The organism is Euzebya rosea (genome assembly GCF_003073135.1).
Taxonomy (GTDB): domain Bacteria; phylum Actinomycetota; class Nitriliruptoria; order Euzebyales; family Euzebyaceae; genus Euzebya; species Euzebya rosea.
The window spans coordinates 374,831-387,957 of sequence record NZ_PGDQ01000003.1 but is presented as its reverse complement, the minus strand read 5'-3'; the positions used below and the strand labels follow the sequence as shown (position 1 = coordinate 387,957).

The 13,127-nt window shown below is 69.1% G+C and carries 11 protein-coding genes; 2 read left to right on the top strand and 9 right to left on the bottom strand.

Annotation, left to right across the window (positions count from 1 at the left end):
* Positions 1–16: 16 nt before the first annotated feature.
* Positions 17–1,366: a glycine--tRNA ligase gene (locus tag CUC05_RS04740; protein ID WP_108665005.1), complete on the bottom strand. Its 1,350-nt coding sequence runs from the start codon at positions 1,364–1,366 to the stop codon at positions 17–19.
* A 331-nt stretch (positions 1,367–1,697) separates the two neighbouring features.
* On the opposite strand from CUC05_RS04740, the gene CUC05_RS04735 reads away from it, so the two are divergent.
* Positions 1,698–2,273, top strand: coding sequence for a TetR/AcrR family transcriptional regulator (locus CUC05_RS04735; protein ID WP_108664913.1), 576 nt, complete (start codon positions 1,698–1,700; stop codon positions 2,271–2,273).
* A 90-nt stretch (positions 2,274–2,363) separates the two neighbouring features.
* Here the strand turns inward: CUC05_RS04735 and CUC05_RS04730 are convergent, their stop codons facing one another.
* The 8 genes from CUC05_RS04730 to CUC05_RS04695 all read right to left on the bottom strand — a co-directional run bounded on the left by CUC05_RS04730 (position 2,364) and on the right by CUC05_RS04695 (position 11,592).
* Complete coding sequence (locus tag CUC05_RS04730; RefSeq protein ID WP_108664912.1) at positions 2,364–3,146, bottom strand: amino acid ABC transporter ATP-binding protein; 783 nt, start codon at positions 3,144–3,146, stop codon at positions 2,364–2,366.
* A complete protein-coding gene (locus CUC05_RS04725) occupies positions 3,143–4,432 on the bottom strand; it encodes an amino acid ABC transporter permease (protein WP_108664911.1) in 1,290 nt (429 codons plus the stop codon). The genes CUC05_RS04730 and CUC05_RS04725 overlap by 4 nt, the downstream gene beginning before the upstream one ends.
* Positions 4,429–5,619, bottom strand: coding sequence for an amino acid ABC transporter permease (locus tag CUC05_RS04720; protein ID WP_108664910.1), 1,191 nt, complete (start codon positions 5,617–5,619; stop codon positions 4,429–4,431). Before CUC05_RS04720 ends, CUC05_RS04725 begins: the two co-directional genes overlap by 4 nt.
* 152 nt (positions 5,620–5,771) lie before the next feature.
* Positions 5,772–6,923 carry an amino acid ABC transporter substrate-binding protein gene (locus CUC05_RS04715; RefSeq protein ID WP_420810892.1) on the bottom strand — a complete coding sequence of 384 codons (1,152 nt, stop codon included), beginning with the start codon at positions 6,921–6,923 and terminating at the stop codon, positions 5,772–5,774.
* Between the two features lie 191 nt (positions 6,924–7,114).
* Entirely contained in the window at positions 7,115–8,005 is an 891-nt protein-coding gene (locus CUC05_RS04710) for an aldehyde dehydrogenase family protein (protein WP_108664908.1), read from the bottom strand.
* The gene (locus CUC05_RS04705; RefSeq protein ID WP_108664907.1) at positions 8,005–9,474 is read right to left on the bottom strand and encodes an aldehyde dehydrogenase family protein; all 1,470 of its coding nucleotides are present in this window, start codon (positions 9,472–9,474) and stop codon (positions 8,005–8,007) included. The genes CUC05_RS04710 and CUC05_RS04705 overlap by 1 nt, the downstream gene beginning before the upstream one ends.
* A 9-nt stretch (positions 9,475–9,483) precedes the next feature.
* Positions 9,484–10,455 (bottom strand): deoxyribose-phosphate aldolase, encoded by a 972-nt coding sequence (gene deoC / locus CUC05_RS04700; protein WP_108664906.1) that lies wholly within the window; start codon positions 10,453–10,455, stop codon positions 9,484–9,486.
* 12 nt (positions 10,456–10,467) lie between these two features.
* Positions 10,468–11,592 carry a DUF2332 domain-containing protein gene (locus tag CUC05_RS04695; RefSeq protein ID WP_108664905.1) on the bottom strand — a complete coding sequence of 375 codons (1,125 nt, stop codon included), beginning with the start codon at positions 11,590–11,592 and terminating at the stop codon, positions 10,468–10,470.
* Positions 11,593–11,619: 27 nt separating this feature from the next.
* Between CUC05_RS04695 and CUC05_RS04690 the strand changes: the two genes are divergently transcribed.
* Entirely contained in the window at positions 11,620–13,095 is a 1,476-nt protein-coding gene (locus tag CUC05_RS04690; RefSeq protein WP_108664904.1) for a fused MFS/spermidine synthase, read from the top strand.
* Positions 13,096–13,127: the final 32 nt, after the last annotated feature.

Below are 13,127 nucleotides of genomic sequence, written 5' to 3'. Positions count from 1 at the left end.
CCGTTCCGACGGTGGCTCAGGCCGTGTCGGGACTCCACGGCTGGGCGAAGCGCTCCTGGAGGTAGCCGACCAGCTTCTCGATCGGGATGCGCTCCTGGGTCATGGTGTCGCGGTCGCGGACGGTGACCGCCCGGTCGTCCTCGACGGTCTCGAAGTCCACGGTGACGCAGAAGGGCGTACCGACCTCGTCCTGCCGGCGGTAGCGGCGGCCGATCTGGCCGGCCTCGTCGTAGTCCACGTTGGCGAAGTGCGGCTTGAGCAGGTCGTTGACCTCTCGCGCCGTCGGGGTCAGCGTGTCCTTCTTCGACAGCGGCAGGACCGCGACCTTCACCGGCGCGATCTCGGGGTGCAGCTTGAGGACGGTCCGGGTTTCGGTGCCGCCCTTGGCCGTCGGCGCCTCCTCCTGCCGGTAGGCGTCGACGAGGAACGTCAGGGCGATCCGGTCCACGCCGGCCGCCGGCTCGATGACGTAGGGGATGTAGCGCTCGTCGGCAGCCTGGTCGAAGTACGACAGGTCCTTGCCCGAGTGCTCGGCGTGCTGGGTCAGGTCGAAGTTGCCCCGGTTGGCGATGCCCTCCACCTCACCCCAGCCCATCGGGAACCGGTACTCGATGTCGACGGTGCCCTTGGAGTAGTGCGACAGCTCGTCATCGGCGTGGGGACGGATACGGATGTTCTCGGTGCGCAGGCCCAGGTTGCGGTACCAGTCGTAGCGCTGGCGGATCCAGTAGGCGTGCCACTCCTCGTCGGTGCCGGGCTTGCAGAAGAACTCCATCTCCATCTGCTCGAACTCGCGGACGCGGAAGATGAAGTTGCGGGGGGTGATCTCGTTGCGGAACGACCGACCGATCTGGCCGATGCCGAAGGGGATCTTCTTTCGAGCGGTCAGCTGCACGTGGGCGAAGTCCACGAACATGCCCTGCGCGGTCTCGGGTCGCAGCCACACCTGCGCTGCGGTGTCCTCCGTCGGGCCGACGAACGTGCGGAACATCAGGTTGAAGGCCTTGGACTCCCCGAAGGTGCCCACCTGCCCGCAGGAGGGGCAGAAGACCTCGCCCTTCTTGTTGGTCTCCAGCTGGTCCTCGCGATGGCGGGTGTTGCAGTTGCTGCACTCCACCAGCGGGTCGGTGAAGCCACCGACGTGGCCGGACGCCTCCCACACCTGCGGGTTCATCAGGATGGAGGCCTCCAGCGGCACGACGTCGTCGCGCAGCTGGAACATCGCCTTGCGCCACGCGTTGCGGACGTTGTCCTTCAGCGCCACGCCGAGCGGGCCGTAGTCCCACGCCCCGCGCAGGCCGCCGTAGATCTCCGAGGACTGGAAGATGATGCCTCGGCGCTTGCACAGCTCGACGATGGTCTCCATCGAGGTGTGGTGCTCGGTCACGGTGTCGTCGGCCAGCGGGTCGACGGTCTCGTAGTCGGCGTCGAACGGGGGCGGCAGGTGCGGGTCGTCGGTCACAGAGGGCTCCAGGGGCGTGCGCGGCATCGCCCGGTCGTCGGGACGGATGGGGGGTGATCGGGTGGACGAACGATCATACGGGGCGCAGTCAACGTGCCGGCCACCCCGTGGTGCAGGTGCGGAACCGATTACGAGAACCGTTGGTGGACCAGTGTTGCTATTTGTCCGCTGACCGTGTTTCATTGTGGACGAAGGGGGTGGGCTTTCTTGTCCCACCGATGATGGAGAATGCCTGATGGGCCGACCTCGTGATCTCGAGGCCCGTGACCGAATCCTCAAGGCGACCCACGATCTGATCACCACAGCGGATGCCGACGCATCCATCAACGCCATCGTGGCGCGAGCGGGCGTCGGCAAGGCGACGGTGTACAGGTGGTGGAACAGCCGAACGGCTGTCGTGCTGGACGCGCTCGTGGAGGTGCGCGGCGAACCCGCGTCCCCGCAGCAGACCGATGACCCCTGGGCTGACCTGCGCGCCCTCGTCGTCGACCTGGCCGAGCTCGTGGTCGGCGACACCAGCGCGCTGACCCGCGATCTGCTCGGCGCCGTGCTGCGTGGCGACGAGGAGGCCGGGGCCATCCGCGAGCTGCTGCTCGAGCGTGGCCAGCAGGACCTCGCGGCGGCGCTCCAGCGCGGTGTCGACGAAGGGGTCCTGCGCAAGGACCTCGACGTCGACGGTGCCGTCAGCGCCATCCACGGCTCGTTGTGGCTGCGTGCCCTGAGCAACGAGGGCAACGACGGTCAGTCCGCCGAGAAGGTCGCTGACGAGCTGCTGGAGGTCCTGTCGGGCGGTCTGCGCCCTCGGGTCTGACACGCCCCTCCTCCACCGAACGACACGAGGCGCCGCACCCCGAAGGGGGCGGCGCCTCGTCCGTGTCCGGCGGGCCGGAGGATCGCCTCCCTAGAGGATCTGGGAGAGGAACAGCTTGGTGCGCTCCTCCTGGGGGTTGTCGAAGAAGTGCTCCGGGGTCCCGACCTCGACGATCTCGCCGTCGGCCATGAACACCACCCGGTCGGCGACGGCCCGGGCGAAGCCCATCTCGTGGGTGACCACGATCATCGTCATGCCGGAGGCCGCCAGCTCCTGCATGGCATCGAGGACCTCCTTGACCATCTCCGGGTCGAGCGCCGAGGTCGGTTCGTCGAACAGCATGACCTTGGGCTTCATGGCCAGCGCACGGGCGATCGCCACGCGCTGCTGCTGGCCACCCGACAGCTGACCCGGCTGCTTGTGGGCCTGCTCGGGGATCTTCACCATCTCGAGCAGCCGCATGGCCTCGGCCTCGGCCTCGGCCTTCGGCTGCTTGCGGACCTGCCGCGGGCCGAGGGTGATGTTCTCCATGATGGTCATGTGCGGGAACAGGTTGAAGCTCTGGAAGACCATGCCGCACTCGCGGCGGATCTCCTGGATGTTCCGCACGTCGTTGGACAGCTCCACACCGTCCACCACGATCCGACCCCGGGTGTGCTCCTCGAGGTGGTTCACGCAGCGGATCATCGTGGACTTGCCCGAGCCGGACGGTCCGATGACCACCACGACCTCCTGGGCACCGACGACGAGGTTGATGTTCTTCAGGGCCTGGAAGTCCCCGTAGAACTTGTCCATGTCGCTGATCGTGATGATCGGCTCGCCCGTCCCGCCGGGCTTCAGTGCGGCGGAACGGAGATCGTCGAGGTTGCTCATCGGGTACCAACTCCAAGCTTGGTTTCGAGACGCTGTGATGCACGGGACATGGAGAAACACATGACCCAGAAGATGAAGGCGACGAAGGCGTAGACCTCCGGCGCGTAGCCCTGGTTCTGGAACTCGGGGCTGGCGAGGATCGGGTCGGACACGCCCAGCAGGTCGAACTGGCTGATGATGATCAGCAGCGTCGTGTCCTTCAGCAGGGCGATGAACTGTCCGACCAGCGCCGGGATCGAGTTCCGCAGCGCCTGCGGGAGGACGATCTTCCGGGTGATCGTGACCGGCGAGAGGCCGACGGCCTGCCCGGCCTCGGTCTGCCCGCCGGGGACCGACTGGAGGCCACCACGGACGATCTCGGCCACGTAGGCGGCGCTGAACAGGGTGAACATGATGATCGCGCGGATCACCGACGCCGGCGGTTCGAAGCTGGAGGGGAAGAAGAACCGCAGGGCGAACTCACCCATGAACAGCAGCGTGATCAGCGGCACACCCCGGATCAGCTCGATGTAGAGCACCGCGACCGGCCGCAGGAGCGGGAAGCTCGACCGGCGGGTCAGGGCGAGGACCACACCCAGCGGGAAGCAGGCCGCGATGGAGATGAAGGCGACGTTGACGGTCAGCAGCAGGCCACCGAAGTTGTCGACGTTGCCCGGGTTGAACCCGGTCTCGAGCAGGAAGGCCAGGAGGACGAGGCCGGCCAGGATGAGCGTCCGCCGGTGCAGCACCGACTCCGGCAGCAGCGCCGGGATGCGCTGGCCGACGAAGAACGGCACCGCGAGCCCGATGACCAGCAGCGTCGGGGTGATCGTCTCGGTGAAGCTGAGGATCACCGCCATCGCCAGCACGGGCGGGGCGACGATGCCGAGCTTCGTGCGGGTCGTCATCGGTGGCGAGGTGTCGCCCGGCATGCGGCCCGACGCGAAGCCCAGGGTGAAGGCGATCGTGTAGATCGCGGCCCACAGCATCGGGTAGCCGATGTCGGTGCCGTCGAACTGGGTGCCGACCATGTAGCGGATCAGCTGGGAGCTGATGATGTCCCAGGAGTTCCGCATGCCACCGTCGGGAGTGACCTTCTCGTTGAAGAACACGAAGATCGACGCGCGGTAGAGCACGTACCCGAGGATCAGCCCGAAGACGATCGTCAGGATCGAGTTCTTGGTGTCCTTGAACAGGTTCTCGCGGATCAGGCCGCGGAGCCCGTGGTCGAGGCCGGTGGGCAACGGCGCGTCCGGTGCGACCGGGTTGTCCTCCGGGCCGGGGGTCTGGGTCTTGATGGTGCTCATCGGGTCTCCAGCGCCAGTCGGTTGTTGAAGAAGTTCGCGATGAGCGAGATGCCCAAGGAGAACGTCAGGTACAGCCCCATCAGCACGACCACCGTCTGGATCGCCGGCGCGGCGTTGTTGGTGGCACGGCCGAAGATGGCGGTGATCTCGATGTAGCCGACGGCCACCGCGAGGGAGGAGTTCTTGGTGATGTTGAGGTACTGGTTCGCCAACGGCGGGATCATGATCCGGAAGGCCTGCGGCAGGATCACGAAGCGGTAGCGCTGGAAGGTCGACAGCGCGACGGCGTTGGCGGCCTCCGTCTGCCCCTTGTGGATGGCTTGGATGGCGCCACGCACGATCTCGGCGACGTGGGACGCGGTGTACAGCGTGAGGGCGACGGTGAGCGAGGCGTAGTTCGGGATGACGGTCAGGCCACCGCCGACCTGCCGGCCGTCGATCATGGCCGGGTCCAGCGCGAGGGCGTTGCCGGCGATGAAGTTGCCGATCGCGACGACGACGAGGAACGCGCCGATGCCGTACAGCCCTCCGCGGGCGGGCTGGCCTGTCCTGGCGTTGACGCTGCCCCGGTAGGCGGCCATCAGGACCGCGGCGAGCAGTCCGAGGCCGATGAACGCCACGAACATCAGGCCGCTGGCGTCGGGGTTCAGCCACGGGATGCCGATGCCGCGGTTGGACACCACGAACGCATCCAGCGGCGTGGGCGCCTCGGTGATCTGCGGCAGGGAGCCCAGCGTGATGCCGAAGTGGGCGATGAAGATCCACACCAGCGCCGGCACGTTCCGGAACGTCTCCACGTACAGGGTGCCGAAGGTGCGGACCGCCACGTTGTTGGACAGCCGCGCGATGCCGATCAGGATGCCGATGATCGTGCAGCCGGGGATCCCGACCAGGATCACCCTGACGGTGTTGAGGTAGCCCAGCCAGAAGGCTCCGAGCACGCTCTCGTCAGCGGCGTCGTCGAGCCCGGGGATGGCCGAGCCGAACTTGCCGTCCAGGAACTCGAACCCGGTGGGCAGGCCCGCCGCCTGCAGGTTCGTCCTGATGTTGTTGTAGAGGTACGCCGCTACTGCGACGACCACCGCCAGGACAGCAATCTGTCCGATCCACCGGATGACCCTGACGTCCCTGTAGAACGGCGGATTCTCCTGGCTTCTCAGCGGCGGAATGGGGGCAGTGGTTGACACGTGGCCTCCTCGAGCGCGTGCGCTGTCGTCTGTGTATCCGTTGAGTGTTTCAGATTGGACAGCATTCGGGGCGGACGTTTCCGCCCGCCCCGAACACCAACTGGCTGCTGGAGCAGCCCGGCCGCCGCGTCAACGGCGGCCGGAACCGTGCTCTAGCGGAACGGCGGCGCGTAGTGCAGGCCGCCCTCGGTCCACAGCTGGTTGACACCCTCGTCCAGACCGATGGGGAGGATGTTGCGGTCGAAGATCTCCTGGTAGTTACCAACAGCCTCGATCACGCGAACGGCCCACTGCTCGTCCGGGAAGCCCAGGCCGGCACCGGTCGTCTGACCGTCCTCCTGGCCCAGGAAACGGGCGATGTCGGCGTTGGCGCCGGCGTCGAAGGAGCCGATGTTCTCGGAGGTCAGGCCGAACTCCTCGGCCTGGAAGGTCGCGAAGACGACCCACTGGACGATGTCGAACCACTGGTCGTCACCCTGGCGGACGGCCGGGCCGAGCGGCTCCTTGGACATCACGTCGGGGAGGATCTTCACGTCGCCGCCGGTGTAGGTGGCCGCGAAGGAGGCCAGACCGGAACGGTCCGTGGTGTAGGCGTCGCAGGCGCCGGTGGAGAAGTTCTCCGTGACCGCGGCCTCGTCGGCAACGTTGACGGGCTCGTAGGAGATGCCCAGGTTGTCGAAGTAGGTCTCGAGGTTCAGCTCGGTGGTGGTACCGGTCTGCACGCAGATCAGGTAGCCGTCCATGTCCTCGACAGCCTCGGCGGGGTCGTCAGCGTTGACGAGCATGCCCTGGCCGTCGTAGTAGGTGGTGGCGGTCCACTGCAGGCCCAGCTCACCGTCACGGGAGGCGGTCCAGGTGCCGTTGCGGGACAGGACGTCGACCTCACCGGACTGCAGGGCCGTGAAACGGGTCTCCGCAGACAGGTTGGTGTACTCGACGGCCTCGGGGTCGCCGAGGACGGCGGCCGCGATGGCCTTGCAGTAGTCGACGTCGAGACCGCTGTAGGTGCCGCCCTCGTCGAGGGAGAAGCCGTTGAGCTGGCCGTTGACGCCGCACTTCAGGACGCCGGCGTCCAGCGTGGCCTGCAGGGTCGAGCCCTCAGAGCCGGTGGTCGAGCCGGTGGACGGCGCGTCCTCGGTGGCGGCGGTGTCGTCGCCACCGTCTTCGCCCTCGGGGGCGGTCTCCTCGGACGTGTCAGCGCCCTCGGACTCCTCGTCGGTCCCTTCGTCGTCGCCGGAGCTGCAGGCAGCCAGGACGAGCATGGCCACGAGCATCATGGCGATCAGACGTAGCTTCTTTGAGATGCGCAACGCATCGACTCCTTCGTGAGGTGTGCGGGTACGGGGTGGGTTGAGCGTCGCAGTTCGTGCCTCGCTCCCCGCGTACATGTGCGATCGGACAGGTCCGACCAGCCGCGAGGACCATAGCTACTACTGCGGTCATTGGCAATGGCATTGGTCTGCTTCGGGTGGTTCTTAACACCACCGAAACAGGGTCAGACGCCGGCCGGATGCCAGACGGTCTTGACCTCGAGCGCGCCCCGCAAGCGCGCCGTCGTCGCCGGAGTGTGCCATGCCTCACTAGTGACTGTCGAGGGTCGCGCGACGATGCGCGTGGTCGACCCCGCGGCCGCCTGCAGCAGGTCGACGGCCTGCTCCGGCGATGCGCCGGTCAGGTCGATGGCGCCGACATCCATGTGGCTGGCCAGCACCGGGGCCAGCTCGTCGGTGTGCCCGGTCAGCACGTTGACGACCCCCGCGGGAACGTCGCTGGTGGCCAGGACCTCCGACAGCGTGACCGCCGGGATCGGCCGCTGCTGGCTGGCGACGGCGACCACGACGTTGCCGCCGGCCAGGGCTGGGGCGATGGTGCTGACCAGTCCGAGCAGGCTGGACTCCTGCGGCGCGATCACCGCGACGACCCCGGTGGGCTCGGGGGTCGACACGTTGAAGTACGGGCCGGCAACCGGGTTGGCGTTGCCGAAGACCTGGGCGATCTTGTCGGTCCAGCCGGCGTACCAGACCCACCGATCGATGGCCGCGTCGACCTCGCGCGCGGCTGCGTCGCGGGACAGGCCCTCGGCGGCAGCCACGTCGGCGGTGAACTGGTCGCGCCGCCCCTCGATGACCTCCGCGATGCGGTACAGGATCTGGCCACGGTTGTAGGCGGTTCGTCCGGCCCAGCCGTCGACGGCCTTCCAGGCGGCCGACACGGCGTCGCGGACGTCCTTTCGGCTGCCCATGGCGATGTTGGCCAGGAACGTGCCGTCTGCCGTCGTCGCCTCGTAGGTGCGGCCGGACTCCGAGCGGGGGAAGGCCCCACCGATGTAGAGCTTGTGGGTCTTCGCCACCGACACTCGGCCGGTCGACGTCGTGTTGTCGGGCATCAGATCGTCACCTCGAGGTAGGGGGCCAGCCCCTGGCGGCCGCCCTCGCGACCGAAGCCCGACTCCTTGTAGCCGCCGAACGGGCTGGTCGGGTCGAACCGGTTGAACGTGTTGGACCAGACGACGCCGGCCTTGAGCTGCTGGGCCATCCACAGGATCCGGCTGCCCTTGTCGGTCCACACCCCGGCGGACAGGCCGTAGGGGGTGTTGTTGGCCTTGGCCACGGCCTCGTCGGGCGTGCGGAAGGTCATGGTCGTCAGGACCGGCCCGAAGATCTCCTCGCGGGCGATCCGCATGGACTGGCTGGCATCGGAGAAGATCGTCGGCGGGAACCAGTAGCCGCGGTCGGGCAGGTCACAGGCGGGTGACCACCGGGTGGCCCCCTCCTCCTCCCCTGCCGAGGCCAGCGCGGTGATGCGCTCGAGCTGCTCAGCGGAGTTGATCGCACCGATGTCGGTGTTCTTGTCCATCGGATCGCCCAGGCGCAGGGTGGACAGTCGGGTCCGCAACCGCTCCATGAGGGGTTCGGCGATGGACTCCTGCACGAGCAGCCGGCTGCCGGCGCAGCAGACGTGGCCCTGGTTGAAGAAGATGCCGTTGACGATGCCCTCGATCGCCTGGTCCAGCGGCGCGTCGTCGAAGACGATGTTGGCCGCCTTGCCGCCGAGCTCGAGGGTCAACGACTTGGCCGTTCCGGCGACGGACCGCTGGATGGCCTTGCCCACGGCGGTCGAGCCGGTGAACGCCACCTTGTCGACGTCGGCGTCGACGAGCGCCTGCCCGGTCTCGCCCGCGCCGGTGACGATGTTGACCACACCCGGCGGCAGGTCGGCCTGCTGGATGATCTCCGCGAGGTGCAACGCGGTCAGCGGGGTGGTCTCGGCAGGCTTGAGCACCACGGTGTTGCCGGTCGCCAGCGCCGGGGCCAGCTTCCACGCGGCCATGAGCAGCGGGAAGTTCCACGGGATGATCTGGCCGGCCACGCCGAGCGGCTTGGGGTCCGGGCCGTAGCCGGCGTACCCGAGCTTGTCGGCCCAGCCGGCGTAGTAGAAGAAGTGGGCGCTGACCAGCGGCAGGTCGCTGTCGCGCGACTCGCGGATCGGCTTGCCGTTGTCGATGGTCTCCAGCACCGCCAGCTCGCGGCTGCGCTCGGCGATCAGCCGGGCGATCCGGTACAGGTACTTGGCCCGTTCGCTGCCGGGCATCGGGCCCCACACCTCGGTCTGGGCCCGACGGGCGGCCGCAACGGCACGCTGGACGTCGGCCGGCGAGGCGTCGGCGACCTCGGCCAGCACCTCCTCGGTGGCGGGGTTGACGGTCTTGCGGAACCCGTCGCCCTCGGGGGCGACGAACTCGCCGTCGATGAACAGCCCGTAGGAGGAGCGGATGTCGACCACGTCGGTGGCCTGTGGGGCCGGGGCGTAGGCGAACCCGCCGCTGGGTGCGGTCGGCTCGGTGGTGTCGGTCATGTGGGTCCCCTAGTCGAGGGTGACGTAGTCGTGGCCCTCGTAGACACCGGAGGTCCGGCGCCGACGCTGGAGCAGCACGTCGTTGAGCAGGCTGGAGGCGCCGTAGCGGAACCAGTCGGGGGTCAGCCAGTCCGGCCCGGCGGTCTCGTTGACCAGCACGAGGTAGCGGATGGCGTCCTTGGAGGAACGGATGCCGCCGGCGGACTTCACGCCGACCTGGGTGCCGGTGGCGGCGCGGAAGTCCACGACCGCCTGCAACATCACCATGGTCACTGGTCGCGTGGAGGCGGGCGCTACCTTGCCCGTGGAGGTCTTGATGAAGTCGGCCCCGCCGATCATGGCCAGGACCGACGCCCGCCGGACGTTGTCGAGCGTCGCCAGCTCGCCGGTCTCCAGGATGACCTTGAGGTGGGCCCGGTCGGGGCCGGTGCCGCAGGCCTCGCGCACGGCGACGATCTCCTCGAGCACCTTGCCGTAGCGTCCGGACAGGAAGGCGCCACGATCGATCACCATGTCGATCTCGTGGGCCCCGTCGGCGACGGCCTGGCGGGTGTCGGCCAGCTTCACGTCCATGGCGGCGCGGCCTGCGGGGAAGGCCGTGGCGACCGCCGCGACCCTGACCGAGCTGCCGGCGGTGATGCGGGCGACGTCGGCGACCATGTCGGGATACACGCAGATGGCCGCGACCGGCGGGCAGGTCGGGTCGTCGGGGTCGGGGCGCAGGCCCTTCCGCGCGAGCGAGGTGACCTTGCCGGGGGTGTCGGCACCCTCCAGCGTGGTCAGGTCGATCATGCGGATGATCAGGTCGAGCGCCCAGTCCTTGGACTCGTTCTTGATCGAGCGCGTCGCGAGCTGGGCCACTCGGGCCTCGGCGCCGACCTGGTCGACGCCGGGGAGGCCGTGGAGGAACCGACGCAGCTGGGCGTCGGTGGCGGTCGGCTCGGGAACGCTCTCCAGGCCTGGGGGAAGGAGGGTCGTCATCGCTGCTCGATGCTAGCTGTCGACGACGAACGGTCGGGGGCCCCAGCGGAGGTCCTGGCCGTGTGCCTGGGCGAGGCCCAGCTCCACGGTGGCACCGCCCGGCCAGGTCGTGGCCAGGAGGGGGTAGGGCGTGCCGTCGTAGACCATCGCGGGTGGGCGGGGTTCCAGCCGCAGCCAGGCCAGCGGATTCGTGGCGGTGGCCGACGCGCCGACGTCGGCGAGCAGGGCGACGACGGTGTCCTGCTCGGCGGGTGGCAGGTAGCGCCAGACGACGGAGTGCGACACCACCGTCAACCCGTCGGGGCGGTCGGGCAGCACGTCGGCCAGCCACTCCCCTGCCCCTGCACGCGTCGTGGTCGCGGGGATGGCCTCGGCCAGGGCCAGGGCGCCCTTGAGCCGTTGGTGTCGCTGGGGCATGTCGGCCCACACGGCGGCGGTGAGCGTCTCGCGGTCCGCCTGTGACGCGGGATCCAGCAGGTTCGGGTCACAGCCCGCCCTGCTGGCCACCTCGACCGTCGTCGGCAGGTCCGTCGGGGGATCTGCCCAGTGGCCGACCAGGTCCACCGGCGAGTCCGCCGGCCCCCAGGTGTGCGACTCGTCGGCGGTGCCGTACCGGAAGGCGTCCCAGCGCAGGTTCAGGCCCGCCGAGGTGCCGATCTCGCGGTGGTGCAGCGGCAGGTCGTGCTGGGCGGCCAGCCACGCCAGGCCCGGGCCGAGGGCGGCGGAACGGCCGACCTCGTTGGTCTGGCAGGCCAGGCCGGTCAGCTCGACCAGCTCGTCGGCGTGGGTGGCGACGGTGGACAGGAAGGTGGACCAGAGCCCGTCGACCCCGGCCGTGCCGCCGACCGACGGGTAGTACGTGGCGAGCGCTGGCGCCTGCCGCCTGAGCACCAGGCGATGCACCCCGGCCATGAACCGCAGCGGCAGCGCCTGGCTGTCGGGCTGGTCGGCGTAGGCCGACATCACCCGCCAGCAGGGCCCACCCAGGTCGACGTCGGTGGCAGCGCCCCGCAGCAGCGTGGCGTACATGGGCGATCCGAGGTCGGCGGCGGACGCCGCCTGGTTGCGCAGGCGGGCGACCAGTCGTCCCCGATCTGCCTCGGTGGCCGGCCGACCGACCGGCGGTGGGAGGGTCATCGTCGTCAACGTACTATCCGCGACCGCATGCCTTCTCTGCTCGCAGGTGCCCTCGTCTTCTTCACGAGCGCCGCCGTCCTCGTCCTGGAAATCCTCGCCGGTCGTCTCCTGGCCCCCTACGTGGGGGTCACGCTCGAGACGTTCACCGGCATCATCGGCGTCGTCCTGGCCGGGATCGCCTTCGGCACCTGGTACGGCGGCCGTCTGGCCGACCGCGTCGATCCCCGGACCACGCTGGCCCCGATGCTGATCGTCGGTGGCGCCTTCGGCGTCGCGTCCCTCCCCCTCGTCCGGGTGTTCGGCAACGCCGGCCTGGGGTCGGGGCCCGTCGCGATCGTGCTGCTGGCCACCGTCGGGTTCTTCCTGCCCTCCGCGATCCTGTCGGCGGTATCCCCGACCGTGGTGAAGCTGCAGCTGAGCAGCCTGGAGGAAACCGGCGCCGTCGTCGGCTGGCTGTCGGCGCTCGGCACGATCGGCGGGTTGTTCGGCACGTTCGTGACGGGTTTCCTGCTCGTGGCGACCGCCCCGACCCCACCGATCATCTACGGGGTGGGCGGTGCGCTGATCCTCTCCGGGCTGGTCCTGTGGCCCTACCTCCACAAGGAGAGCAACAACCCCACGTTGATCGCTGCGGCCGTGGTCCTGGCGTTGGGGTCGGGGGCGCTCAGCCAGCTGATCGGCTCCCCCTGTCAGCTGGAGAGCGCCTACTTCTGCGCGTCGGTCAGCGTCGACCCCGACCGTCCGACCGGCCGGCTGCTCGTGCTCGACCAGCTGCGCCACTCCTACGTCGACCTCGAGGATCCGACCCACCTGGAGTTCAGCTACGCCCAGGGCATGGCCCACGTGCTGGAGACCTTCCGCCCGCCCGGCGAGCCGCTGGACGTGCTGCACATCGGCGGCGGCGGGTTCTCGTTGCCCCAGTACCTGGAGGTCACTCGTCCGGGGACGTTCTCGCGGGTGCTGGAGCTGGACGACGCGATGGTCGCCCTGGCGCAGGAGGAGCTCGGCCTGGACCTCAGCGAGGACCTGCAGGCCGTCACCGGCGACGCCCGCATCAACCTGCAGGCCGAGCCCGACGGCGCCTACGACCTGGTCATCGGCGATGCGTTCGGCGGCCAGGCGGTCCCGTGGCACCTGACCACCGTGGAGCTGCTGGAGGACGTGCAGCGCGTCCTGCGCCCCGACGGGGTCTACGCGATCAACCTGATCGACTACGGCAACCTGGGCTTCGCCCGGTCCGAGGCCGCGACGCTGCAGGCGGTCTTCGCGCACGTCGCGGTGATCGCCCCGCCCGAGCGGATCGCCACCCGCGAGGGCGGCAACTTCATCATGGTCGCCGCCGACGTGCCCATCGACGTCGACGCGGTCGCCCGGCATGCGCTGGACACCGATGACGACGACATCGTCATCACCGGTGCCGACGTGGACGAGTTCGTCGGCGACGGCATGGTGCTGAGCGACGAGTACGCCCCGGTCGACCAGCTGATGACGCCGCTGACCTGAGGGTGAACCGGCGTTGGCGCCGGGACGACCGG